Source organism: Pseudomonas pudica (assembly GCF_015680405.1).
GTDB lineage: Bacteria > Pseudomonadota > Gammaproteobacteria > Pseudomonadales > Pseudomonadaceae > Aquipseudomonas > Aquipseudomonas pudica.
This window is the reverse complement of record NZ_JADLJS010000020.1, coordinates 19934-43711: the sequence shown is the minus strand read 5'-3', so window position 1 is coordinate 43711 and position 23778 is coordinate 19934. Positions and strand designations below refer to the sequence as shown.

At 65.1% G+C, this 23778-nt stretch carries 28 protein-coding genes and 1 riboswitch; of the genes, 14 read left to right on the top strand and 14 right to left on the bottom strand.

Annotated features, from left to right (window positions below; all coding sequences use genetic code 11):
• Positions 1 to 93 precede the first annotated feature (93 nt).
• The 4 genes from IRZ77_RS15565 to IRZ77_RS15550 all read right to left on the bottom strand — a co-directional run bounded on the left by IRZ77_RS15565 (position 94) and on the right by IRZ77_RS15550 (position 3317).
• On the bottom strand, positions 94 to 588 hold the full coding sequence (locus IRZ77_RS15565; protein ID WP_075044449.1) for a DUF3299 domain-containing protein: 495 nt from the start codon (positions 586 to 588) through the stop codon (positions 94 to 96).
• Positions 589 to 753: 165 nt separating this feature from the next.
• Positions 754 to 2019: an ABC transporter permease gene (locus IRZ77_RS15560; RefSeq protein WP_196173885.1), complete on the bottom strand. Its 1266-nt coding sequence runs from the start codon at positions 2017 to 2019 to the stop codon at positions 754 to 756.
• Positions 2019 to 2729 (bottom strand): ABC transporter ATP-binding protein, encoded by a 711-nt coding sequence (locus IRZ77_RS15555; RefSeq protein WP_196173883.1) that lies wholly within the window; start codon positions 2727 to 2729, stop codon positions 2019 to 2021. Before IRZ77_RS15555 ends, IRZ77_RS15560 begins: the two co-directional genes overlap by 1 nt.
• Positions 2730 to 3317 carry a DUF2796 domain-containing protein gene (locus IRZ77_RS15550; RefSeq protein ID WP_196173881.1) on the bottom strand — a complete coding sequence of 196 codons (588 nt, stop codon included), beginning with the start codon at positions 3315 to 3317 and terminating at the stop codon, positions 2730 to 2732.
• A gap of 130 nt (positions 3318 to 3447) precedes the next feature.
• Between IRZ77_RS15550 and IRZ77_RS15545 the strand changes: the two genes are divergently transcribed.
• Complete coding sequence (locus tag IRZ77_RS15545; protein WP_046615948.1) at positions 3448 to 3792, top strand: hypothetical protein; 345 nt, start codon at positions 3448 to 3450, stop codon at positions 3790 to 3792.
• Positions 3793 to 3937: 145 nt separating this feature from the next.
• Here IRZ77_RS15545 and trxA read toward each other — a convergent pair whose 3' ends face one another.
• The 3 genes from trxA to IRZ77_RS15530 are packed head-to-tail and all read right to left on the bottom strand — an operon-like array spanning position 3938 to position 5954.
• Complete coding sequence (gene trxA, locus IRZ77_RS15540; protein ID WP_046615949.1) at positions 3938 to 4810, bottom strand: thioredoxin; 873 nt, start codon at positions 4808 to 4810, stop codon at positions 3938 to 3940.
• A gap of 31 nt (positions 4811 to 4841) precedes the next feature.
• Complete coding sequence (locus IRZ77_RS15535; RefSeq protein ID WP_085601410.1) at positions 4842 to 5501, bottom strand: class I SAM-dependent methyltransferase; 660 nt, start codon at positions 5499 to 5501, stop codon at positions 4842 to 4844.
• Positions 5502 to 5954 carry a YbaY family lipoprotein gene (locus tag IRZ77_RS15530; protein ID WP_196173907.1) on the bottom strand — a complete coding sequence of 151 codons (453 nt, stop codon included), beginning with the start codon at positions 5952 to 5954 and terminating at the stop codon, positions 5502 to 5504.
• A gap of 106 nt (positions 5955 to 6060) precedes the next feature.
• Here IRZ77_RS15530 and nrdR point away from each other — a divergent pair, with 106 nt between their 5' ends.
• The 12 genes from nrdR to IRZ77_RS15470 all read left to right on the top strand — a co-directional run bounded on the left by nrdR (position 6061) and on the right by IRZ77_RS15470 (position 14871).
• On the top strand, positions 6061 to 6525 hold the full coding sequence (gene nrdR / locus IRZ77_RS15525; RefSeq protein WP_003255402.1) for a transcriptional regulator NrdR: 465 nt from the start codon (positions 6061 to 6063) through the stop codon (positions 6523 to 6525).
• A gap of 2 nt (positions 6526 to 6527) precedes the next feature.
• The gene (ribD, locus tag IRZ77_RS15520) at positions 6528 to 7658 is read left to right on the top strand and encodes a bifunctional diaminohydroxyphosphoribosylaminopyrimidine deaminase/5-amino-6-(5-phosphoribosylamino)uracil reductase RibD (RefSeq protein WP_085601412.1); all 1131 of its coding nucleotides are present in this window, start codon (positions 6528 to 6530) and stop codon (positions 7656 to 7658) included.
• A gap of 42 nt (positions 7659 to 7700) precedes the next feature.
• On the top strand, positions 7701 to 8366 hold the full coding sequence (locus IRZ77_RS15515; protein ID WP_196173880.1) for a riboflavin synthase: 666 nt from the start codon (positions 7701 to 7703) through the stop codon (positions 8364 to 8366).
• 18 nt (positions 8367 to 8384) lie between these two features.
• On the top strand, positions 8385 to 9476 hold the full coding sequence (gene ribBA, locus IRZ77_RS15510) for a bifunctional 3,4-dihydroxy-2-butanone-4-phosphate synthase/GTP cyclohydrolase II (protein ID WP_016484697.1): 1092 nt from the start codon (positions 8385 to 8387) through the stop codon (positions 9474 to 9476).
• Positions 9477 to 9568: 92 nt separating this feature from the next.
• Entirely contained in the window at positions 9569 to 10045 is a 477-nt protein-coding gene (gene ribH, locus IRZ77_RS15505) for a 6,7-dimethyl-8-ribityllumazine synthase (RefSeq protein ID WP_003255395.1), read from the top strand.
• Positions 10042 to 10542 (top strand): transcription antitermination factor NusB, encoded by a 501-nt coding sequence (nusB, locus tag IRZ77_RS15500; protein ID WP_003255393.1) that lies wholly within the window; start codon positions 10042 to 10044, stop codon positions 10540 to 10542. Before ribH ends, nusB begins: the two co-directional genes overlap by 4 nt.
• A gap of 18 nt (positions 10543 to 10560) precedes the next feature.
• Entirely contained in the window at positions 10561 to 11529 is a 969-nt protein-coding gene (gene thiL, locus IRZ77_RS15495) for a thiamine-phosphate kinase (protein WP_046615955.1), read from the top strand.
• Positions 11526 to 12029 carry a phosphatidylglycerophosphatase A family protein gene (locus tag IRZ77_RS15490; protein WP_004376077.1) on the top strand — a complete coding sequence of 168 codons (504 nt, stop codon included), beginning with the start codon at positions 11526 to 11528 and terminating at the stop codon, positions 12027 to 12029. Before thiL ends, IRZ77_RS15490 begins: the two co-directional genes overlap by 4 nt.
• 16 nt (positions 12030 to 12045) lie before the next feature.
• Positions 12046 to 12789: a substrate-binding periplasmic protein gene (locus tag IRZ77_RS15485; RefSeq protein WP_046615956.1), complete on the top strand. Its 744-nt coding sequence runs from the start codon at positions 12046 to 12048 to the stop codon at positions 12787 to 12789.
• A 236-nt stretch (positions 12790 to 13025) separates the two neighbouring features.
• On the top strand, positions 13026 to 13643 hold the full coding sequence (ribA, locus tag IRZ77_RS15480; protein ID WP_046615957.1) for a GTP cyclohydrolase II: 618 nt from the start codon (positions 13026 to 13028) through the stop codon (positions 13641 to 13643).
• Positions 13640 to 14059 carry an MFS transporter gene (locus IRZ77_RS15475; RefSeq protein ID WP_135002737.1) on the top strand — a complete coding sequence of 140 codons (420 nt, stop codon included), beginning with the start codon at positions 13640 to 13642 and terminating at the stop codon, positions 14057 to 14059. The genes ribA and IRZ77_RS15475 overlap by 4 nt, the downstream gene beginning before the upstream one ends.
• Positions 14059 to 14871 carry a cobalamin-binding protein gene (locus IRZ77_RS15470; RefSeq protein ID WP_108481570.1) on the top strand — a complete coding sequence of 271 codons (813 nt, stop codon included), beginning with the start codon at positions 14059 to 14061 and terminating at the stop codon, positions 14869 to 14871. The genes IRZ77_RS15475 and IRZ77_RS15470 overlap by 1 nt, the downstream gene beginning before the upstream one ends.
• A gap of 132 nt (positions 14872 to 15003) precedes the next feature.
• Here IRZ77_RS15470 and dxs read toward each other — a convergent pair whose 3' ends face one another.
• The 4 genes from dxs to ribB all read right to left on the bottom strand — a co-directional run bounded on the left by dxs (position 15004) and on the right by ribB (position 19076).
• On the bottom strand, positions 15004 to 16899 hold the full coding sequence (dxs, locus tag IRZ77_RS15465) for a 1-deoxy-D-xylulose-5-phosphate synthase (protein WP_108481569.1): 1896 nt from the start codon (positions 16897 to 16899) through the stop codon (positions 15004 to 15006).
• 202 nt (positions 16900 to 17101) lie between these two features.
• On the bottom strand, positions 17102 to 17989 hold the full coding sequence (ispA, locus tag IRZ77_RS15460) for a (2E,6E)-farnesyl diphosphate synthase (protein WP_196173877.1): 888 nt from the start codon (positions 17987 to 17989) through the stop codon (positions 17102 to 17104).
• Positions 17986 to 18228 carry an exodeoxyribonuclease VII small subunit gene (locus IRZ77_RS15455; protein WP_003255380.1) on the bottom strand — a complete coding sequence of 81 codons (243 nt, stop codon included), beginning with the start codon at positions 18226 to 18228 and terminating at the stop codon, positions 17986 to 17988. The genes ispA and IRZ77_RS15455 overlap by 4 nt, the downstream gene beginning before the upstream one ends.
• Before the next feature lie 197 nt (positions 18229 to 18425).
• A complete protein-coding gene (ribB, locus tag IRZ77_RS15450; RefSeq protein ID WP_046615962.1) occupies positions 18426 to 19076 on the bottom strand; it encodes a 3,4-dihydroxy-2-butanone-4-phosphate synthase in 651 nt (216 codons plus the stop codon).
• A gap of 80 nt (positions 19077 to 19156) precedes the next feature.
• Positions 19157 to 19298: riboswitch (FMN riboswitch) on the bottom strand.
• 91 nt (positions 19299 to 19389) lie between these two features.
• On the opposite strand from ribB, the gene IRZ77_RS15445 reads away from it, so the two are divergent.
• Positions 19390 to 20595: an RtcB family protein gene (locus IRZ77_RS15445; protein WP_196173876.1), complete on the top strand. Its 1206-nt coding sequence runs from the start codon at positions 19390 to 19392 to the stop codon at positions 20593 to 20595.
• 145 nt (positions 20596 to 20740) lie between these two features.
• Here IRZ77_RS15445 and IRZ77_RS15440 read toward each other — a convergent pair whose 3' ends face one another.
• The 3 genes from IRZ77_RS15440 to IRZ77_RS15430 all read right to left on the bottom strand — a co-directional run bounded on the left by IRZ77_RS15440 (position 20741) and on the right by IRZ77_RS15430 (position 23752).
• Positions 20741 to 21631 (bottom strand): alpha/beta hydrolase, encoded by an 891-nt coding sequence (locus tag IRZ77_RS15440; protein WP_153670948.1) that lies wholly within the window; start codon positions 21629 to 21631, stop codon positions 20741 to 20743.
• A gap of 82 nt (positions 21632 to 21713) precedes the next feature.
• On the bottom strand, positions 21714 to 23060 hold the full coding sequence (locus IRZ77_RS15435; RefSeq protein ID WP_046615965.1) for a HAMP domain-containing sensor histidine kinase: 1347 nt from the start codon (positions 23058 to 23060) through the stop codon (positions 21714 to 21716).
• Positions 23060 to 23752 (bottom strand): response regulator transcription factor, encoded by a 693-nt coding sequence (locus tag IRZ77_RS15430; protein ID WP_135002739.1) that lies wholly within the window; start codon positions 23750 to 23752, stop codon positions 23060 to 23062. Before IRZ77_RS15430 ends, IRZ77_RS15435 begins: the two co-directional genes overlap by 1 nt.
• Between the last annotated feature and the right edge of the window lie 26 nt (positions 23753 to 23778).

Sequence of the window (23778 nt, the reverse complement as noted above, 5' to 3'; positions counted from 1 at the left end):
CGTGAGTAATCGAGTAGTCCAATGGTACGGATGCCGTTAAACAGAAAGTTTGACCCAGCTCAAAGAAGCGTCGTCACGAATTCGAAACAGTTCTCATCTCAGCTCATAAGCGTAGATTTTCTCGGCTTCCATCTGGTAACCGGCATCGGCCAGTTCGCTGCTGGAGGCTCTAACCTGCAGCTTTCCCTCTATCCAGTAAGGTTGGTAGAGGTCTTCTACGCGCACGCCCATTTCACTGAAAATGTGCACGATCTGGTTCGAGGGTGGTGGTGGCACGTGGATGCACGCGCCGTAATAGGGGACCAGCAGAAACTCCGTGGTGCGCCCTTCTTCGCTCACTTCCAGCGGCACGATGTAGCCGGGCAGCTTGATCTGCTGGCCGTCGAGGCTTTTTACCACCGGGGCGTCGGGTGCCTGCTGGCGCGCCGGAGGTGCGGACTCGGCGGACAGGGCGTTGCTGAGCTGCGACATGTCGTGCAGCGGCGCAAGTTGGGGCGGGATGACCGGGGCGCCTTCGGGGATGAGAGCGGGCCAGTCCAGTTCGCGTGGTTCCGAGGCCCAGGTGGGCGATGCCAGCGAAAGCAGCATGACCAGGAGTAGCCGTATTGCCTGTACTGACCTCTTCGCGGGTGAACCCGCTCCCACAGAACCCGCACCCACAGGTCCTGCGCAGGCTTTGAAGCTTGTGGTAGAACTTGTGGGAGCGGGTTCACCCGCGAAGAAGGCCGTGAGGTACTGGATCATTGCACGCACTCAGAGGTGAATGGACAGGCCATCGGCCAACGACTGGCGATAGGCCCGCCACGCCGGCACGCTGCCCATCAGCAGCGCAGCTCCCTGGATGATAGCCAGCAACGTCCATTCATGAACACTCGGCATGGCCAGCGGCAAGTACAAACCATAGTTGGCTTGCACATACCCCTGTGCCAGGGCGATTCCCGCATACAGCAAGCCAAGCCCGGCTGCGATCCCGACCGCCGCCAGCGACAGTGCCTCCAGCACCAGCAGCCCTGCGATATGCCACGGCCTGGCGCCAACCGAGCGCAATATCGCCATCTCCCTGCGGCGTTCATTGAGGCTGGTGAGAATCGCCGTAAGCATGCCGATCAGGCCGGTCAGCACCACGAACAGCGACACCACGAACAACGCCTGCTCCGCAGTGCCCATCAGGCTCCACAGTTCCTGCAGGGCTACCCCGGGCAGGATCGCCAGCAATGGCTCGCTGCGGTATTCATTGATCTCCCGCTGAAGGCTGAATGTCGCGATCTTGCTGTTCAGGCCGAGCATGAACGCAGTGATGGCGGCAGGCTGCAGATCCATGGTCCGTGCCTGCTCGGCGCTGATGCGCCCGGCGCCACGGGCCGGTACACCGTTGTGCCAGTCGATGTGGATGGCTTCCATGCCGCTCAGGCTGATATGCAGTGTGCGGTCGACCGGTGTGCCGGTGCGCTTGAGCACACCGACCACGGTAAATGGCTTGTCGTCATGCTTGACCAGGCTGATCGCGGCGACTCCATGTGCCAGCACCAGCTTGTCGCCTAGCTTGTAGTGCAACGCCTCGGCCACTTCGGCACCCAGCACCACCTCGAACGGATCATCGGCAAACGCGCGGCCCTGGTTCAATTCCAGGTGCTGGCGGCGGCCGTACTGGTAATGGTTGAAGTAGTCGCCTGTAGTACCCATCACCCGATAACCGCGGTGCGAGTCGCCCAGCGAGATGGGAATGGCCCATTTCACCCGCGGGTCCTTCGCGTAATGCTCATAGCTGTCCCAACGGATGTTGTTGGTGGCGTTGCCGATGCGGAACACCGAGTACAGCAGCAGGTTTACCGAGCCGGAGCGGGCGCCGACGATCAGGTCGGTACCGCTGATGGTGCTGGCGAAGCTGGCTCGGGCCTCGGTACGGACCCGTTCAACGGCCAGCAGCAGGCACACCGACAGGGCAATGGCAAAGGCGGTGAGGAATGCGGTGAAGCGGCGGTTGGCCAGGCTGGCCAGGGCAAGGCGGAGCAGGTACATCAGGCCTCCCGGGGCTTGGCGGCACGGTTGAGTTCGGCCAGCGACAGATGGCGGTCGAACAGCGGTGCCAGGCTCTGGTCGTGGCTGACGAACAGCAGGCTGGCACCGGCGGCGCGGCATTCACCGAACAGCAGGTGGATGAACGCTTCGCGGGTGTCGGCATCCAGCGCCGAGGTCGGTTCGTCGGCGATCACCAGTTCGGGTTGGCCGATCAGTGCGCGGGCGGCGGCAACCCGTTGTTGCTGGCCGATCGACAGGCTGTCGGCGCGGCGGGCGAGCAGGGCGGGGTCGTCCAGGCCCAGGTGGGCCAGCAGCGTGATGGCTGCCTGGTCGACACTGCCATGGCGCTGCTCGGCGCAGGCCTTGCGGCTGCGCGAGAAGCGGCAAGGCAGCTCGACGTTTTCGCGCACCGAGAGGAACGGTAGCAGGTTGAATTGCTGGAAGATGTAACCGGTGTGGTCGACCCGGAAGCGGTCTCGGGCGCCTTGGCCCAGGCGGCCGAGGTCCTGGCCCAGCAACTGGATGCGGCCCTGGCCCGGCACGTTCACCCCGCCCAGCAGGCCCAGCAATGTGGTCTTGCCACTGCCGCTGGGGCCCTTGAGAAACAGGGCTTCGCCAGCCTCCAGGCGGAATGCCGGAATATCCAGCAGCGCCGGCTGGCCAGGCCAGGCAAACACCAAATCATGCAGTTCGATCAACGGCTGGCGCATTCAGAACGCGACCGCGGCCTTGGCCGGCGTGGTTTCCACGCCTTTCTGGCCATTGGGGCCAATCAGTTGAACGTTGATCTTCTGGGTGGCCGGGAAGGCCTTGAACAGCGGAGCGAGGTCCACCTGTGTCAATTTGTCGGGGTTGGCGCAGGTCAGCTGGTAATGGGCGCCGATGTCGCTGTGCTGGTGCTGGTGCTGGTGCTTGTGCTCGTGCTCGTCACCATCGTCGGCTTTCGGGGCATCACCGAACAGCGGGCTTTCCAGTTCCTGCTGGTCTTCCTTGCAGCCAGCGGCAGCAGGCAGGCCGAACAGCTTCAACGGTTGCTCCAGTTGCTGGCGCACCGCCGCGACCTTGGCCTTGTCGGCGTCGCTGTTGGCGGCGTGTTCGAAGCCGACCAGGTTCATTGCCGGGCTGTCCAGCTCCAGCTCAAGCGTGTTGCCATCGAGCACGGCGTTGAGCCTGGCCACGCCATGCTCGTGGGCGCCGAGGGTGCCATGGGCGTGGTCGTGATCATGGTCATCATCGTGGGCATGGGCCACGGCCAGGGGCAGTAGGGCGAAGGGCAGGGCGAGCAACAGGCGACGCATGGACGACTCCGGAGCGGGCGGGAAGATTGGGTTATGTTATAACAACTTTTCCGCATGCTGCCAGCCTGCGTGGCGCAGGTTTCATGTTGGGGTAGGATGGTGGCATTGACTTGGGTTCAGAGAATGCAGCATGAGAATTCGTGGACAGATTGGTGACTGGCCTGTGGATCTGACCATCGAGCTGGCGCCGGAAGAGTGGGCGCAATTGGGGCGGCAGATTGAATTGCCTGCGGTGGCGCAGAATGCAGCAACGGAAACCGTTGCGACAACTCGTCAGGATGACGGGCAATGGATTGCGGCACGTGAGGTGTTGCGTCTGGCAGGGCAGATGAGTGGGCCGGAGTTGCTGGATCGGCTGGAAGGGCTGGCGGGGAGTACGGCGGCGGGCAAGCGGCTGCTGGTGCGCTTGCGGCATTGCAGCGAGGTGAAAGTGGAAAGTGGCGTGGACGCGCCGGTGTATCACTGGGTTGGGTGAAGGCCCTCAGGATTTTGGGGCTGTTTTGCAGCTCGTTCGCAGCACAAGGCTGCTCCTACAGGGACCGCGCAACACGTGGCGGCCACGTGATCTCTGTGGGAGCAGCCTTGTGCTGTGAATGGGCCGCAAAGCGGCCCCGGCATTCTCAGAACATCGCCGCCGACAACTTGCGACGATACACGCCGACCAGCGGGTGATCACCGCCCAGCAGCTCGAACACTTGCAGCAACGCTTTCTGCGGCAGCCCGTTCTCATAGCCACGGTTACGCTGGAACAGCTTCAGCAACCCTTCCAGCGCCGCTTCATACTGCTGGCGCGCCAGCTGCTGGATGCTCAGCTGATAGGCCGCCTCGTCATCCTGCGGGTTCTGCGCCAGGCGGCTTTTCAGGTCGGCCACTTCCGGCAGGCTGGCGGCCTGGCGCAGGAAGGTCAGCTGGGCCCTGGCGCCGGCCAGCGCAGCCTTGTGCTCGTCAGTCTTGACCGCATCAAGCACCACCTGGGCTTCACCCAGCTCCCCGCGCTCGGCCAGGCAACGGGCATACAGGATCAGCGCCTCGGCATTGCTGTTATCCTCACCCAGCAGTGCTTGCAACAGTGCTTCGGCCTCGGCAAAACGGCTTTCGGCAAACAGCCCCTTGGCCTGCTCCAGCGGCGATGCGCTGGGTGCAGCGGGCAGTTGCACGTGTGGCTCGAGCATGGCACGGATCGCCGATTCCGGCTGTGCACCGGCAAAACCGTCCACCGGCTGGCCGTCCTTGAACAGCACCACGGTCGGCAGGCTGCGGATGCCGAACTGGGCAACCACCTGTTGCTCCACGTCACAGTTGATCTTGGCCAGCAGCAGCTCGCCCTGGTAACCCTCGGCGATCTTCGCCAGCAGCGGCATCAGTGCCTTGCACGGCGCGCACCACTCGGCCCAGAAGTCCACCAGCACCGGTTTGTGGAATGAGTTCTCGATAACCAACTGCTGGAAGGTGGCATCGGTAGCGTCGAAAATGTAAGGCGTGTCTTGGGTCATCGCGACTCTCGCAAACTCGTGAATGACACCACTATAAGGTGTCGCGGCTGGCATGGTACAGGCTGACCCGGCGGAATTCGTGCGGCTCGGCCAGGTCCGGCAGGGTTAGCGCTTCCAGCACGCCCAACTGCTGGTACAGCGGGTGGCTGAAGTCGCGTACTCGCGAGTCGGCCACCAGCGCCTGGCGCCCGCGGCCGAGGAAGGCATCCAGCAGCGGCAGGTTGGCGCGGTCGTACAGCACGTCGGCAACCAGGATAAGGTCGAAGCGATCGTCCTCGGCGAAGAAATCGCTGCTGTAACCCAGTTCAACCCCATTCAGCGCGGCATTCGCGCGGCAGGCATCAAGTGCCAGCGGGTCGAGGTCGCAGGCCACCACTTCCAGCGCACCGGCGCGGGCGGCGGCAATGCCGGCGATACCGGAGCCGGCGCCAAAGTCCAGCACGCGCTTGCCGGCTACCCATTCCGGGTGCTCGGCCAGGTAACGGGCCATGGCCAGTCCGCTGGCCCAACAGAAGCTCCAGTAGGGAGGCTCTTCAAGAATGCGCCGGGTCTCTTCGCTGCTGAAGGCGCGGTCCATGTTCTGGTCGTCGATCAGCCACAGCTTGAGGTCGCAGCCGGGCAGCTCGCTGATGACAAGACGCGCTTCGCCGATCAGGCCGCTGAGTGCTTGTTGCAGGGAGACTGGCGCCACTTATGGCGCCTTCTCGAAACGCAGCGGGCCGGTGGCCTGGGTCTGGGCCTGGGTAATGCGCACCGGCGGCAGGTGCATGATCAGCTGGCCAGAGCGGCTGGCGCGACCGCGCAGCTCGACCCGAGCTCCGGCGGGGAAAGCCTCTGGGTTGAAGCGCAATTGGTAGGGCAGGGCCTGGCCGGTGCCGGTCAGGTTGCTGCTGGCCAGCAGGCGTTGTGGGCGGTCGCGTTCGTCGATGACCAGCAAGGCCAGCTCCACATCGGCTCCAGCGGGGATTTCCAGCAAGGTGCCGCTCAGCTCGCGCTGGTAGGCCGGCAGCGGGCCAAGTACTGCGGCCGGCTTGGCCGCGCGGGCTGGCTTGGGCGCCGGAGGGGTGTCGGGCTTCGGCCTGTCGCTGCCGCAGGCGGCGAGCAGGGCGGCGCAGCACAGCACGACGAGCGCTCGGTAATGCATGGGGTAGTCCTTCACGGGCAGATTTGCCATGGATGTTAACCCCTTTGGCTTGTCTTGCCAGTGGGATGCGCTACCATGGCCCTCCCTTTTTTTGTTGCCTGCCACCATGCACTGTCCCTTTTGCGGTGCCAACGACACCAAGGTCATCGACTCTCGCCTCGTCGCCGAGGGCGAGCAGGTGCGCCGTCGCCGCGAATGCGTCGCCTGCGGCGAGCGCTTCACCACCTTCGAAACCGCCGAGCTGGTGCTGCCCCGGCTGATCAAGCAGGATGGCACGCGCCAACCCTTCGACGAAGAAAAACTTCGCGCCGGCATGCAGCGGGCACTGGAAAAGCGCCCGGTCAGCGTCGAGCGCCTGGAAGCTGCGTTGGCGCATATCAAGAGCCGCCTGCGGGCCACCGGCGAGCGTGAAGTCAAATCACTGGTGGTGGGTGAAATGGTCATGGCCGAACTGCGCAAGCTCGACGAAGTGGCCTATATCCGCTTTGCCTCGGTTTACCGCCGCTTCCAGGACCTCGACGAGTTCCGCGAAGAAATCGACCGCCTGGCTCGAGAGCCGGCTAAAGAGTGACCATGCCCAGCCAAGCTGCCACCCTCGACGCCCACTACATGGCCCGCGCGCTGGAGCTGGCGCGCAAGGGCCTGTATACCACCCACCCGAACCCGCGCGTAGGCTGCGTGATCGTGCGCGATGGCGAGGTGGTCGGCGAAGGCTGGCATGTGCGCGCCGGCGAGCCGCATGCCGAAGTGCATGCCCTGCGCCAGGCCGGTGAGCGTGCCCGTGGCGCCTGTGCCTATGTCACCCTCGAGCCGTGCAGCCACCATGGCCGCACGCCGCCGTGCGCCGAAGCACTGGTCAAGGCCGGCGTGGCACGGGTGGTGGCCGCCATGCAGGACCCCAACCCGCAAGTGGCGGGGCAGGGCCTGCGGCGCCTGGCTGAGGCTGGTATCGAAGTGGCCAGCGGCGTACTCGAGGCCGAGGCCCGTGCACTCAATCCCGGTTTCCTCAAACGCATGGAGCATGGCCTGCCATTCGTTCGCGCCAAGCTGGCCATGAGCCTGGATGGCCGCACCGCCATGGCCAGTGGCGAAAGCCAGTGGATCACCGGGCCGGCCGCCCGCTCGGCGGTGCAGCGTCTGCGCGCCCGTTCCAGCGTGGTGCTGACCAGCGCCGCCAGCGTGTTGGCTGATAACGCGCGGATGACCGTGCGCGGCGCAGAGCTGGGCCTGGATGCCGAAACCACCGCCCTGGCACTCAGCCGCACGCCGCTGCGCGTGCTGGTCGATGGCCGCCTGCGCCTGCCGCTGGATGCGCCGTTCTTCCAGGCTGGCCCGGCACTGGTGGTGACCGCTGTCGCAGATGACCCGCGCTATGCCGCTGCCGGCCACGAACTGCTCAGCCTGCCGGGTGACAATGGCCAGGTAGACCTGCCGTCGTTGCTGCAGGCCCTGGCAGCCCGCAGCGTCAACGAAATCCTGCTGGAAGCCGGTGCCGGCCTGGTCGGCGCCTTCGCCCGGCAAGGCCTGATCGACGAGTACCAGCTGTTCGTCGCCGGCACTTTTCTCGGTTCCCAGGCCCGCCCGCTGCTGGACTGGCCACTGGAGAGGATGAGCGAAGCGCCGCGGCTGAAAATTACCGAAATGCGCGCAGTGGGCGATGACTGGCGGGTCACGGCCATCCCCCTGCCGGTACCCGGCGTATAATGCCCGGCTTGCCCCGCGCAAACCGTTTTTGAGGAAGACCCCATGTTCACCGGCATCATCGAATCCATCGGCACCATCCGCAGCCTGACCCCCAAGGGTGGCGACGTGCGCGTCTACGTCGAAACCGGCAAGCTCGACCTGGGTGACGTCAAGCTCGGCGACAGCATCGCCGTCAACGGCGTGTGCCTGACCGCCGTCGAACTGCCGGGCGACGGCTTCTGGGCCGACGTCAGTGTCGAAACCCTCAAGCGCACCGCCTTCATCGACCTCAAGAGCGGTAGCAAGGTCAATCTGGAAAAAGCCCTGACCCCCACCACCCAGCTGGGCGGGCACCTGGTCAGCGGCCACGTCGACGGGGTCGGCGAAATCATCTCGCGCAGCGATAACGCCCGCGCCATCCAGTTCCGCGTGCGTGCACCGAAGGAACTGGCCAAGTACATCGCCCACAAGGGTTCGATCACCGTCGATGGCACCAGCCTGACGGTCAACGAGGTCAATGGCGCCGAGTTCGAGCTGACCATTGTCCCGCACACCCTGTCCGAAACCATCATGGCCGACTACCGTGCAGGGCGTCGGGTAAACCTTGAGGTCGACCTGCTGGCCCGTTACCTGGAGCGTCTGCTGCTGGGTGACAAGGCCGCCGAACCGAGCAAGGGCAGTGGCATTACCGAAAGCTTCCTGGCCGCCAACGGCTTCTTGAAATCCTGATTGAGAAGGGGGTGCCGCGTGGCGCTCAACAGCATCGAAGAACTGGTCGAAGACATCCGCCAGGGCAAAATGGTCATCCTCATGGATGACGAAGACCGCGAAAACGAAGGCGACATCATCATGGCAGCCGAGTGCTGCCTGCCCGAGCACATCAACTTCATGGCCAAGCACGCCCGTGGCCTGATCTGCATGCCGATGACCCGGGAGCGTTGCGAAACGCTGAAGCTGCCGCTGATGGCGCCGCGCAACGGCTCGGGCTTCGGCACCAAGTTCACCGTGTCGATCGAAGCCGCCGAAGGTGTCACCACCGGCATCTCTGCCGCTGACCGCGCACGCACCGTGCAGGCGGCCGCTGCCAAGGACGCCAAGGCCGAAGACATTGTCAGCCCTGGCCACATCTTCCCGCTGATGGCCCAGCCAGGCGGTACCCTGGCCCGTGCCGGCCACACCGAGGCCGCGTGCGACCTGGCGCGCATGGCCGGTTTCGAGCCGAGCGGCGTGATCTGCGAAGTGATGAACGACGACGGCACCATGTCGCGCCGCGCCGAGCTGGAAGTGTTCGCCGCCGAGCACGGCCTGAAGATCGGCACCATCGCCGACCTGATCCACTACCGCATGATCCACGAGCGCACCGTGCAGCGCGTCTCCGAGCAACCGGTGGAGAGCGAGCTGGGCGAGTTCAACCTGGTCACCTACCGCGACGCGGTGGAAGGCGACGTGCACATGGCCCTGACCCTGGGCAAGATCTGCGCCGAAGAGCCGACCCTGGTGCGCGTGCACAACATGGACCCACTGCGCGACCTGCTGCTGGTCAAGCAACCGGGCCGCTGGAGCCTGCGCGCCGCCATGGCCGCCGTGGCCGAGGCCGGCAGCGGCGTGGTATTGCTGCTGGGCCACCCGCTGGACGGCGACGTGCTGCTTGCGCACATCCGCGAGAGCGCCGGCGATGCACCTGCCAAGGCACCGACCACCTACAGCACCGTGGGTGCCGGTTCGCAGATACTGCGAGACCTTGGTGTGCGCAAGATGCGTCTGATGAGTTCGCCGATGAAGTTCAACGCGATATCCGGATTCGATCTGGAAGTTGTAGAATACGTGCCCTCCGAGTGACTTGAGGCGGCAGTGACGCCCTCCAGCTCGAGTCCATACCCCTGTCGAGGCCGCCAGCATGCGGCCTCGCTCTTGAAGATGAGAATATCGGAATGACCCTGAAGACCATCGAAGGTACCTTCATCGCCCCCAAAGGTCGCTATGCTTTGGTGGTTGGCCGCTTCAACAGCTTCGTCGTCGAAAGCCTGGTAAGCGGTGCCGTTGATGCCCTGGTACGCCACGGTGTCAGCGAAAGCGACATCACCATCATCCGTGCCCCGGGTGCGTTCGAAATCCCGCTGGTGGCACAGAAGGTCGCCCAGCAAGGCGCCTACGACGCGATCATCGCCCTGGGCGCCGTGATCCGTGGTGGTACCCCGCACTTCGAATACGTGGCGGGCGAATGCACCAAGGGCCTGGCCCAGGTGTCCATGGAGTTCGGTGTTCCGGTGGCCTTCGGCGTACTGACCGTCGACTCCATCGAACAGGCCATCGAGCGTTCCGGCACCAAGGCCGGCAACAAAGGTGCTGAAGCTGCCCTGTCCGCTCTGGAAATGGTCAGCCTGCTGGCGCAGTTGGAGGCCAAGTGATTAGCGACGAAAGCGATCGTTTCAACCCGCGCGATCCAAAACCTGCGGATGCCGGCAAGCCATCGAAGAGCGCCAAGCGCCGCGAAGCCCGCAAGCTCGCGACCCAGGCACTGTACCAGTGGCACATGGCGCAGCATTCGCTGAACGAGATCGAAGCGCAGTTCCGGGTCGATAACGATTTCACCGATGTCGACGGTGCCTATTTCCGCGAGATCCTGCATGGGGTCCCGGCAATCAAGGGCGAAATCGACAAAGCGTTGGTGCCGTGCATGACCATCGCACTGGAAGAGCTCGACCCGGTCGAGCTGGCCGTGCTGCGCCTGTCCACCTGGGAACTGATCAAGCGCGTTGACGTGCCGTACCGCGTAGTGATCAACGAAGGCGTGGAACTGGCCAAGGTCTTCGGCGCCACCGACGGCCACAAGTTCGTCAACGGCGTGCTGGACAAGCTCGCCCCGGCCCTGCGCGAAGCAGAAGTCAAGGCGAACAAGCGCTGATCCTGGCGCTTGCGAACCATGGGTGAGTTCGAGCTGATCAGCCACTACTTCGCCGCCGCGCCCTGTGCGCAAGGCGGTGAAGGCGTGGCCCTGGGCATCGGCGACGACTGCGCCCTGCTGAGCTTACCCGCTGGTGAGCAACTGGCGGTGTCTACCGACACCCTGGTCGCCGGGGTGCATTTCCCGGCGGTGTGCGACCCCTGGTTGCTTGGCCAGCGCTCGTTGGCCGTGGCGGCCAGCGACCTGGCGGCCATGGGCGCCACCCCCATCGGTTTCACCCTTGCCCTGACCTTGCCCGAGGTCAGCACTGACTGGCTGCAAGCCTATGCCAGCGGCCTCGACCGCATGGCCGGTCACTGTCAGCTGAGCCTGATTGGTGGCGATACCACCCGTGGCCCTTTGAGCATCACCATGACCGTATTCGGCCGGGTTCCGGCGGGGCAGGCGTTACGCCGTGGCGGCGCTCGCCCGGGCGACTTGTTGTGTGTGGGCGGTGAGCTGGGCAATGCGGCGGGTGCCTTGCCGCTGGTGCTGGGCCAGCGCCAGGCTGATGCTGCGCTGGTGCAACCGTTGCTCGACCATTACTGGTCGCCGTCGCCGCAGTTCGCCCTGGGCCAGCTGCTGCGCGGGCGTGCCACTTCGGCGCTGGATGTTTCCGACGGCCTGCTGGCCGACTGCGGGCATATCGCCAAGGCCTCCCGTGTGGCGCTCGAGGTGAACCTGGAGCAGGTACCGGTGTCAGCCGCTCTGCAGGGGTTACTCGGTGCCGAGGCTGCCGTGCAGGCGGCGCTGACCGGTGGCGACGACTACGTGCTGGCGTTCACCTTGCCGCCATCCGAGCTTTCATCCCTGCAGGCACAAGGCCTGGCGGCGTTCCATGTCATCGGGCGGGTGCTCGAAGGGCAGGGTGTCAGCCTGCGCGACCGGCAGGGCCAGGACATCACCCCGCGGCAACGCGGTTATCAACATTTTAGGGAGACACCGTGACCGATCACCCCAACCAGGTGCCTGCGGAGTTCGTTCCGCCTTCGGTCTGGCGCAACCCGTGGCACTTCATCGCCTTTGGTTTCGGTTCCGGCACCTTGCCCAAGGCACCGGGCACCTGGGGCTCGCTGGTGGCCATTCCGTTCATCCCGCTGTGGCAGATGCTTCCCGACTGGGGCTATTGGCTGTTGCTGGGCGTGAGCATGCTGTTCGGCTTCTGGCTTTGCGGCAAGGTCGCCAATGACTTGCGCGTGCACGACCATGAAGGCATTGTCTGGGACGAGATCGTCGGCATGTGGATAACCCTCTGGCTGGTGCCGGAAGGCTGGCAGTGGCTGCTGGCGGGGTTCCTGATGTTCCGCTTCTTCGACATCCTCAAGCCGTGGCCGATCCGCTGGGTCGACCGCCATGTGCATGGGGGCGTCGGGATCATGCTCGACGATATCCTGGCTGGGGTGTTTGCCTGGCTGGGGATGCAGGTTCTGGTTTGGGCGGTTGCCTGATACAGGGAGCGTGTGAATGGCCATGAGGACGGTGCTGCTGGCAATGCTGCTGAGCCTTGCCCCGTGGGCGGCTGCTGCCGAGGGTGTGCCGAAACAGATCCACCTGGTCAGCGAAGAGTGGCTTGACTACACCAACGCCGACGGTACCGGGGTGGCCTGGGATGTGCTGCGCAAGGTGTTCGAGCCGGCCGGGGTCAAGGTGGTGACCCAGAGCGCGCCTTACAGCCGTGCGATCGGGCTGGTGAAGCGTGGCGAGGCTGACGCCTGGGTAGGCTCGTACAAGGACGAGAACGACGACAACCTGTACCCGCGCTGGCACTTCGACATGGACCACATCTACGCGCTGGGGCTGGTCAGCAAGCCTGTGCCTACCCAGCAGACCATAGGCCAGTACCGCCTGGCCTGGGTGCGTGGCTACGACTTCGGCAGCTACCTGCCCGATGTGCATGACTTTCGCGAGGTCCAGCGCCGCGAAGGCATACTGCCGATGCTCGAGCATGATCGTGTGGACTTCTACATCGATGCGCAGACCGAGGTCGACTACGTGCTCGGCCAGACCTCCCAGCCCGAGCGTTTCCGCCGTACCCATGTGGCCGAACTACCGCTGTACCTGGCCTTTGCCCGCAATGACCAGGCCAAGGCCCTGCGCGACCTGTTCGACAAGCGCATGGCCGAGCTGGTGCGCAGTGGCGAGCTGAAGCCGATTTTCCAGCGCTGGCAGCAGCCGTATCCGTTCAGTCCGAATAGCAAACCACATTGAAAACGGGGCGCCTTGCGCCCCCAATCGCCGGCAAGCCGGCTCCCACAGGTTCAGCGCAGGTTCAGAGGCCTGTGCAATAACTGTGGGGGCCGGCTTGCCGGCGATGGGGTCGGGCCTGGTTAACCTAAGCATCGAACTTTTCGATCTTAACCCACCGTATTCAGCCAGCCCACATTGCCCAGCCTGCTGATACAATCGGCCCACGAGAAATTTCCTACTTATGCCAGGAGCACAACGTGCCCGTCGTCTTTGTTGCCGCCTCTAAACTCCCGACTCCCTTCGCGACCTTCACCATGCATGGCTTCCTCGACGAAGCCACGGGCCGTGAGCACGTGGTGCTCAGCCTGGGTGACATCGCGGACGGCCAGCCGGTGCTGGGGCGCCTGCATTCCGAGTGCCTGACCGGCGATGCCCTGTTCAGCCAGCGCTGCGACTGCGGCTCGCAGCTGGAAGCCGCGCTGCAGGCCATCGCCCGTGAAGGCCGTGGCGTGCTGCTGTACCTGCGCCAGGAAGGCCGTGGCATCGGGCTGCTCAACAAGATTCGCGCCTACGAGCTGCAGGATGGTGGCGCCGATACCGTCGAGGCCAACGAGCGCCTTGGCTTTGCCGCCGACCAGCGCGACTACGCCATCTGCCTGCCGATGCTGGAGCACCTGGGCGTGAAGTCGCTGCGGCTGATGACCAACAACCCGCGCAAGGTCAAAGCCCTGACCGACATGAACATCCTCGTCGCCGAGCGCGTACCGCTGCACACCGGGCACAACCCGCACAACCGCTACTACCTGGCGACGAAGGCCGGCAAGCTGGGCCACATGCTGGGTAACGAGCACCAGGGCGAGGTGCCTCAGGCGTGACCCGCGCCGAGGTCAAGCGGCGCCTGGCGCTGGCCTGGTGGCAGTACCTGGCGGTGGGCCTGGTGCCGCTGCCAGTGATGGCCTGGGCCTTCGGTGGCGGTGATGCGCTGGCCTCGGTGTTGGCCATGCCACTGTTCATTGCCGGCGCGGCGACCATGTTCCTCAGCCTGCCGCGCTTCGGTGCCTACAAACGCGCGCTCATCGCCACGTCCAAGGTGCTCGGCACAGGCGAAGAGCCCGCGGCCTGGATCGAGCTGGCGCGGGTGCGGCGCCTGGCCATGCTGTTTGCCTGTTTCCCGGCCTGGGTTGCCGCCTTGTCGGTGCTGGTCGGCCTCGAGGCGGTGCCACAGATCTTGCTGGCGTTGTCCACCGCAGTGGTGCTGTACCTTTATCGCATTCCACGCCAGCTCGGCTGATGCGCCTGCTGCCCGGCCTGCTGGCGCTGTTCGCCTGTTCTGCACTGGCCGCCGAACCCCTGCGAGTGGTCAGCCTGGCGCCGTCGATGAGCGAAATCATGCTCGAACTGCAGGCCGATGACCTGCTGGTAGGTGTGCTCGACGGTGGCGAACGGCCGGCGGCGCTGCGCGAGCTGCCCTCGGTGGGGCGCCAGGGGCAGCTGGACCTCGAACGCCTGCTCAGCCTGCGCCCCGACCTGTTGCTGCTGTGGCCGGGCAGCGTACCGCCGGCCCAACGTGACCAGCTCAAGCGCCTGGGTATCGCCACCTTCAGCGCAGAACCCCATGATATCGACCAGATGATCGAACAGATCGAAGCCATCGCCGACCGTATCGGCCGTGCCGAACAGGGCCATCGATATGCCCAGGCCTTGCGTGACCGGCTGCGGCAGCTGCGCCAGCAGTATCGACGGGACGAGCCCTTGCGGGTGTTCTACCAGGTCTGGGATCGACCTCTGTATACACTCGGTGGCCGGCAGGTGGTCAGCGATGCCCTGGCCGTTTGCGGCGCGCATAATATTTTCGCCGATCTCACCCTGCCGGCGCCGCAGGTAAATGTGGAATCTGTGCTGCTGCGCAACCCGCAGGTCATTCTGGCGGGTGATGAGGCGCAGCTGGAGAGTTGGAAGGCCTGGCCGCAACTGCGTGCGGTTGCCGATGACCGTTTACTGGTGGTGCCAGACAAAGGCCTGGAGCGGCCTAGTGGTCAGATGATCGAAGCTACGGCGCGCTTGTGTGCGCTGCTCGAGGCTAACGCGCCAGCGTCCAGGTGAGCTTTTGCGAGGGCTGCGCCCTCGATCGCGACGCAAGGCCGCTCCCACAGGGACTGCGCAAGGCTTGGTGCTTGCACGACCTTTGTGGGAGCGGCCTTGTGTCGCGAAAGGGCCGCAAAGCGGCCCCAGGGACTACAACCCGAGCCTGGTCATCCGAGCCTTCACCGAAGCCTCGATCCCGGCCGCATCCAGCCCACACTCAGCCAGCATCTGCGCAGGCTTGGCGTGCTCGACATAGATGTCCGGCAACCCCAGGTGCAGCAGCGGTTTCACGATCGCCTGGCTAGCCAGGAACTCACCCACAGCCGCACCAGCACCGCCCATGATGGCGTTCTCTTCGATGGTCACCAGCAGCTCATGGCTTGCAGCCAGCTTCAGCACCAGCGCCTCGTCCAGCGGTTTGACGAAGCGCATGTCGACCACGGTAGCGTTGATTTGCTCAGCCACCTGCATGGCTTCGGCCAGTTGCACCCCAAACACCAGCAAGGCGGCTTTCTCGCCTTGGCGACGGACCACGCCCTTGCCGATTTCCAGCGGCTCCAGGTCACCACTGATCGGCGCGTTCGGGCCGGTGCCACGCGGGTAGCGCACAGCCGCCGGGCCGTTGTACAGGTGGCCGGTGCTGAGCATCTTGCGCAGCTCGTTCTCGTCGCTTGGGGTCATCACCAGCATGCCCGGGATGCAGCGCAGGTACGACAGGTCGTAGCTGCCCGCGTGGGTCGGGCCGTCTTCGCCGACCAGGCCAGCGCGGTCAATGGCGAACAGTACGTCGAGGTTCTGTACCGCCACGTCGTGGATCAGCTGGTCGTAGGCGCGTTGCAGGAAGGTGGAGTAGATCGCCACCACCGGCTTGCTGCCCTCGCAGGCCATGCCGGCCGCAAGGGTCACGGCATGCTGTTCGGCGATCGCCACGTCGAAGTAACGCTCCGGGTAGCGCTCGCTGAAGTCGACCAGGTCGGAGCCTTCCTTCATCGCCGGGGTAATGCCCACCAGGCGGTTGTCGGCGGCAGCCATGTCGCACAGCCACTGGCCGAACACCGCGGAGTATTTCGGGCCGCTGGCTTTCTTCGGTGCGGCGGGTTTGTCGGCCGGCTCCAGCTTGGTGATGGCGTGGTAGCCGATCGGGTCGATCTCGGCCGGGGCGAAGCCCTTGCCCTTCTTGGTCACCACGTGCAGGAACTGCGGGCCCTTGAGGTCACGCATGTTGCGCAGGGTGGCGATCATGGTCGGCAGGTCGTGGCCGTCGATCGGGCCGATGTAGTTCCAGCCCAGTTCTTCGAACAGCGTGCCCGGCACCAGCATGCCTTTGGCGTACTCCTCGGTGCGGCGGGCAATTTCCCAGGCTCCCGGCAGGCGCGACAGCACTTTCTTGCTGCCTTCGCGCATGCTCGCGTAGGTGCGGCTGGAGAGGATCTTGGCCAGGTAGTTGGACAGGCCGCCGACGTTGCGCGAAATCGACATGTCGTTGTCGTTGAGGATCACCAGCATGTCGGCGTTGACTTCCTGGGCGTGGTTCAACGCCTCGAAGGCCATGCCGGCGGTCAGCGCACCGTCACCGATCACCGCGATCGACTTGCGGTCGCTGTTCTGCAGGCGAGCGGCAATGGCCATGCCCAGTGCGGCGCTGATCGAGGTGCTGGAGTGGCCGACGCCGAAGGTGTCGTACTCGCTCTCGCTGCGGCGCGGGAAGGCGGCAATGCCGTCTTTCTGGCGCAGGCTGAGCATGCGGTCACGGCGCCCGGTGAGGATCTTGTGCGGGTAGGCCTGGTGGCCCACGTCCCACACCAGCCGGTCGTCGGGCGTGTCGAAGACGTAGTGCAGGGCGATGGTCAGCTCGATGACACCCAGGCCGGCACCAAAATGCCCACCGGTCTGACCCACGGTGTAGAGCAGTTCCTGGCGCAATTCGTCGGCCAGGGTCTCCAGGTCGGCTTCGGCCAGCCGGCGCAGGCCGGCAGGCGTGTCAGCGCGGTCGAGCAACGGCGTGACCGGGCGTTCGCGGGGGATCTCTTGAAACGTCGTGGGCATCAGGCGAGTCGTTATAGGTGTGTGAAGAGGCGGCAGTTTACCCCATTGTAGGAAATACTGCCCATTCAGACGGGTGTCGCATGGGGCAGCTTTGCAGCCCTTCGCGGGCACGCCCGCTCCCTCAGGTACAGGGCTCGAGAGCGGTGAGGACCCCGTGGGAGCGGGCGCGCCCGCGAAGGGCCGCACAGCGGCCCCAATCAAATCAGTTGCGGCGTTCGACGATGTAACGCGCCAGCGCCCGCAGCGGCTCGGCCTTTTCGGCAAAGCCTTCCAGTGCGACCAGCGCCTGGTCACGCAATTCGATCGCATAGGCCTTGGCCGCTTCCAGGCCCAGCAGCGCCGGGTAGGTCGGTTTGTCGCGGGCGATATCAGCCCCTTGGCGTTTGCCCAGTGTGGCGGTGTCGCTTTCCACATCCAGGATGTCGTCCTGCACCTGGAATGCCAGGCCGATGGCCTGTGCATAGCTCTGCAGGGCATCCAGTTGCGCCTGTTCGGCGCGGGCGCTGGCCAGGGCGCCGAGGCGCACGCTGGCTTCGATCAGCGCACCGGTCTTGTGCCGGTGCATGAATTCCAGCGCCTGCTGGTCCAGCTTCAGGCCAACCGAGCCCAGGTCGATGGCCTGGCCACCGACCATGCCTGCCGGGCCGGCCGCCTTGGCCAGGGCCTGGACCATGGCCAGGCGAATGCTGTCAGCCTGCGGGCTCAGGCGCGGGTCGAGCAGGGCACTGAAGGCCAGGCTCTGCAAACCGTCGCCGGCGAGGATCGCGCAGGCTTCATCGAAGGCTTTGTGGGTGGTCGGCTGGCCGCGGCGCAGGTCGTCGTCATCCATGGCCGGCAGGTCGTCATGCACCAGCGAGTAGGCGTGGATCAGTTCCACCGCACAGGCTGCGCCGTTGGCCTGTTCGGCCGGGGCGCCCAAGGCTTCGCAGGCCGCGTAGGCCAGCAGCGGACGAACACGTTTGCCACCGTTCATCACGCTGTAGCGCATGGCGGCGTAAAGGCGTTCGAGTTCCTTGGTCGGGGCGACGAACAACGGTTCGAGGGCGGCGTCGACCCGCGCCTGGCAGCTGGCCTGGTAGGTGCCGATCATGCCTCGGGCTCCGCGTCGAAGGGCTGGGCAGCCAGCTCGCCATCGCGTTCCAGCAGGATCTGCACCTTCTGTTCGGCCTGGGCCAGGGCGCCCTGGCAATCGCGGGTCAGGGCGATGCCTTGCTCGAAGGCGGCCAGCGACTCTTCCAGCGACAACTCGCCGTTCTCCAGGCGCTCGACCAGTGCTTGCAGGTCTGCGAGGGATTGCTCGAAATCGAGGGAGGCTTTTTTGCGGGCCATGGCGACTGTCTCGGTGGCATTCAGAACGGCGCGACACTAGCAGAGCGGGGCGGGGGGAGCAAACTTCAGGGGCAACGCTGTTGGTTTCAAGGGCCTTTTCGCGGGCTTGCCCGCTCCCACAGGCGCACCACAGGTCTTGAAGACTGTGATGTACCTGTGGGAGCGGGCAAGCCCGCGAATGGCCCCAAGGTGGCCTGTCAGGCTGGCTCTGCCTCCAGCTCCAGCATGGCCTCACGGTACCGCGCCAGTTCCTCGATGGTCAGCACCGGCAGATTGTACTGCCGCGCATACACCGCCACCTGCTCGCCACGGGCCATCGTGCCATCGGGGTTCATCAGTTCGCACAGCACTGCCGCCGGTCGCAACCCGGCCAGGCGTGCCAGGTCTACCGAGCCTTCGGTGTGGCCACGGCGGGTCAGCACCCCGCCATTGCGGGCACGCAGCGGGAACACATGCCCCGGGCTGACGATATGGCGCTGGTCGGCGGTGGAGCGCAGTGCCGCGCCAATTGTGGTGATGCGGTCCTGGGCGGACACCCCTGTGGTAATGCCTTCCGCCGCCTCGATGGTGACGGTGAAGCCGGTGCCGTGGCGGGCCTGGTTGTTCTGCACCATGGGTGCCAGTTGCAGTTCGTCGACGGTGGCCTCGTCCAGGCACAGGCAGACGATGCCGCTGCAATCGCGAATCATCATGGCCATGGTCTGCAGCGAGATGTTCTCGGCGGCGGCGATGATGTCCGCTTCGTCCTCGCGGTCGTCGTCGTCGAGCAGCAGCACCGGGCGACCGGCCTGGAAGGCGGCGATGGCGGCGCTGACATTGGGGAATTGCGGGTGGTGCCTGGTGAACATGAAACGCTCCTCGTGAATGATCGATGAACGTCTCGGGGCGAACAAAATGCGCGCGCAGGGGCGCCTGGATGGCCCCTGCCTGACGCCTTCTTTCATCCGGACTATGACCGTCGGCTCTGGAGTCTCACCAGATCTGCTGACCCCCGGCATGGCCGGGGCGCTCGCGGGCTCATCTTTCGATTTACCGCCGGTGGGGACTTTCACCCCGCCCTGAAGACCCGCCAAGCATACAGCACATTGCCACCTCGCTGGCAACCCACGGCCCTACGACCTTTGGCGGTATCATGCCGGTATGCATTCGAGGAACAGCCCCATGGACATTCTCCAGGTCGCCGGCGGCAAGCCGGTCAAGTTGTGGACCGACGGCGTCCCGGTCGAAGACGATGCCCGCAAGCAACTGCTCAACACGGCCAAGATGCCGTTCATCTTCAAGCATCTGGCAGTTATGCCGGACGTGCACTTGGGCAAGGGCTCTACCATCGGCAGCGTCATTCCCACGGTTGGCGCAATCATTCCCTCTGCGGTGGGTGTGGATATCGGCTGCGGCATGATCGCCGCGCGCACGTCGCTGCACGCCCGCGACCTGCCGGACAACCTGCATGGCCTGCGCAATGCCATCGAGCATGCCGTGCCGCATGGCAAGACCTTCGGCAAACGTGACCAGGGCGCCTGGGCCGATGTGCCAGCCAAGGCGGACAAGGCCTGGGGGCAGCTGGCCGGGCGCTTCAAGGCCATCACCGACAAGTACCCGCGGCTGGAGAAGACCAATAACCGTCATCACCTGGGGACGCTGGGCGGCGGCAACCATTTCATCGAGGTGTGCCTGGACGAGGCCGACCGCGTCTGGTTCATGCTGCACAGCGGCTCCCGGGGCGTGGGCAATGCCATTGGCAACCTGTTCATCGAACTGGCCCAGGCAGACATGCGCCAGCACCTGGCCAACCTGCCGGACAAGGACCTTGCGTATTTCGAGGAGGGCAGCCGCCATTTCGCCGACTACGTCGAAGCGGTGGAGTGGGCGCAGGACTACGCCAGGCAGAACCGCGAGCTGATGATGCTGGCAGTGGTCGGTGCGGCTCGCAAGGCGCTGGGCAAACCGTTTGAAGCCAGCCTGGAAGCGGTGAACTGCCACCACAACTATGTGCAGCGCGAGCAGCATTTTGGGCGAGAAGTGCTGGTGACGCGCAAAGGGGCGGTGTCGGCGCAGAAAGGGCAGTTGGGCATCATTCCCGGCTCGATGGGCGCCAAGAGCTTCATCGTGCGAGGGCTGGGCAACGAGGAATCGTTCTGTTCCTGCAGCCATGGTGCCGGCCGGGTGATGAGCCGGACCAAGGCCAAGAGCCGATTCACCGTGGAAGACCAGCGGCGGGCCACGGCTCATGTGGAATGCCGCAAAGACAAGGAGGTGATCGACGAGATCCCGATGGCCTACAAGGACATCGATGCGGTGATGCGCGCGCAGCAGGAGCTGGTGGAGGTGGTGCATACCTTGCGGCAGGTGGTGTGTGTGAAGGGCTGACGGGGAGACTGCCTGTATCGGCCTCTTCGCGGGTAAACCCGCTCCCCAGGGATCGAGTGAACCTGTGGGGCACAGGTTGCTACTGAAGGTGAAGCCTGTGGTGGCTCTGTGGGAGCGGGTTTACCCGCGAAGAGGCCAGTGCAGGTTATCGGGACATCCCTTCAATCACCCGCTTCAGCGAGGCCGGTAACATCGGCCCATGCCCCAGCCCGTCAATCCGCTCGAACCGTACCTGCAACCCCGGCACCTTGGCCAGGTCTGCCACCAGCTCCCGCGCCGGCCGTTCTTCATCCCCTTGCACCGGCATGCGCGGGTTAGCCGGCTCCTCACTCCCACGCATCAGCAACAACCGAGGCTGGCTGCTACCCAAGCGCTGGCCAAGCCCCTGCGCCTCACGCACGATCGCACCGTCATGCCACCACAGCGAAGGGCTGGCCGCCACATAGGCACTGAAAGCCCCAGGCCTTGTGAACAGCGCATGCAGCACGGCCAGCCCACCATAGGAATGCCCCCACAATGTCTGCCGCTGCAGGTCGATCGGTGCCACACCCGCCACCAGCGGCCGCATGCGCTCGCTCAGCAGATCGAGGAACTCGTCCACGCCACCGCTCGGTTGCCCGGTCAACGCGTCCAACTGCTCAGCCTGCCCAGGCAACGCCGGAGTGTAGTCATAGGTACGCCCGACCCGATCGATCCGCTGATCGGTCTGGTACCCCACGGCTACCAGCAATGGCGCCTGGCCGGCGGCAAGCTTGCTCAACAGCGGGCTGTCCAGCGCCCCCAGCGCGGCGTTGCCATCGAGCATCCACAGCACCGGGTAACCTGCTGCTGGCGCCGGGCGGTCTGGTTTGCCGACCCACAAGCGGTAATGACGCTGGCCATCGGCCGAGTCCAGGTCGAGCTGGCTGAAGCGGTACGCCAGGTCCTGGCGCTGCAGCAGCGAGGTATCCATCCTCTGTTGATGCTCGGGCTGCGCCAGGGCAGCAGGGGCCGCAAGGGCCAGCACCAAAGCCAGCGTCAGGGTCATCTTGCTCATCAGGTTTCTCATCAGGGCTTTGCAAGGAGCGCAAGGCAGGAATACCCAGATGATAATCAGTCTTGATTGAGCGTAAAGCGCATTAACTTTCTAAACAGTCCTGGGCCATCGGCAAAGTCATGTGCAGGCATAGGCCCGGGTGACCGTTGCTGGCCCACAAGCGGCCGCCTTGCAGTTCGATGGCGCGGCGGGCGATGGCCAGGCCCAGGCCGAAGCCCGCGCCGCTGTCGGCCAGCCGCTGGTAGGGTTTGAAGATGCGTTCGAGCTCGGCGTGCGGCACCCCGGGGCCTTGGTCACTCAGGCGCAGGTGCCAGCAGTCGCCCTCCAGCCAGCCATCCAGGCTGACCCGGCCCTCGGCCGGCGAGTGGCGGATGGCATTGCGCATCAGGTTTTCCAGGGCTTGGGCCAGGCTATCCAGGTGGGCTTGCACCACGCAGTCGGTGCCTAGCGAGCAGGGCAGGCGGGCGCGGTCCCAGCCGCTTTCGAAACAGATGTCCTGGCACAAGGCCTCCCACACCGAAACCATCAACACCGGTTCGGTCGGCAAGCTGGGCTGTTCGGTGTCCATCCAGGCCAGGTCCAGCGTGTCCTCCAGAAGCTTTTGCATGTCGGTGACCTCGCGGTCCAGGCGCTCGCGCAACTGGGCCGGCGGCAAGCTGCTGTCATGGGCGATGCGCAACCGCGCCAGCGGGGTGCGCAGTTCGTGAGACAGCGTGCGTAGCAGCAGGCGCTGCTGTTCCAGGCTCTGGCGCAGGCGCCCGGCCATGTGCTCGAAGGCCTGCGCCAGTTCACCAAGCTCATCGCGCCGCTCCTGCAGGGGAAGGGCCGGGCTGTCGAGGTCGTCGGCACGCAGGGCGTCGGCGCGGTCGCGCAGGCGGTTCAGTGGCACCACAAGGTGGCGGTACAGTGCCAGAACCAGCAGCAGGGCGAGCAGTGTGGGGGCAACGCCATGGGTGATCACATGGGTCCATGGGGTCAGGCCGGTAGGCAACAGGTGCTCGGGCAGTTGGATTACCAGGCGACCGTGCTCGGGATGCTGCGGGAACTCGATGCTGACGTAGGGCAGTTCATCCTGCAGGCGTCGGCTCATAGGCCAGTCGAGCTTGCGCATGAAGGTCAGGTGGCTGGCTTCCTCAGCGCTCAGTGGGGTGCTGCCAAGGCTCTGCAGATGCGGCCCGACCAGCGCCACCCAAGTGCCCTCGGCCTTTTCCAGTTGCCTGCGCCAGGCTTCGGCACCCGCCGCGCCGCCTTGCTCCCAGGCCTGTTCGGCTTGCTGTGCAAAGCGCGCCAGGTAGTCCTGGTCGGCTTGGGACAGGAAGTAGGTACTGCGCTCCACCGACAGGCCCCAGGTCCAGATCAGCCAGGTCAGCAACAGGCAGAAGCCGACCTGCAGTACGGCCAGTTTCCATAGCAAGGGATGACGGCGCATCAGGCTTGTTCCGTGTCGACCAGGATGTACCCTTGGCCGCGTATGGCCTGGATCTGCAGGTGCTGGGCCGCGATGTCGGACAGCTTGCGGCGCAGGTTGCATACATGCACATCCAGGCCGCGGTCCAGGCGGGTGTAGGCCCGGTGCAGCACGGTCTGGTAGAGAAACGGTTTGCTCAAGGCCTCGCCGGGGTGGGCCCGCAGGGTGGCCAGCAAGCGGAATTCGGACGCGGTCAGGCCGGCAGCCTTGCCGTTGTGGATAACGTCCTGGCGGTCGTGATCGAGCATCACCTCGCCGACGTCGGCACGCAGCACCATACCGCGATCGAACGCCACACGCCGCAGCAATGCATCGACTCGGGCGTCCAGCTCGGCCAGGCTGAAGGGCTTGGGCAGGTAATCGTCCGCGCCCCGGGTAAAGCCACTGATGCGATCCTGCTCGGCCCCCAGCGCCGACATCAGCATGACCGGCACCGCCTGCTGCCGGCGCAACTCGTCGAGCAGGCTGAGGCCATCGACGCCCGGCAGCATGATGTCCAGCAGCACCAGCTCAAACCGTGATTGCTGTATGGCAACCAGGGCCTGGCCGCCGGTGGCGCATGCGTGCACCCGGAAACGCCGGTTGAGGAAATGGCGTTCCAGGTCCTGACGCAGGCGTGCGTCGTCTTCGGCTAGGAGGAGTGAGGTGGGCACGGCGAGCCTTGAATGAGAATTCGTAT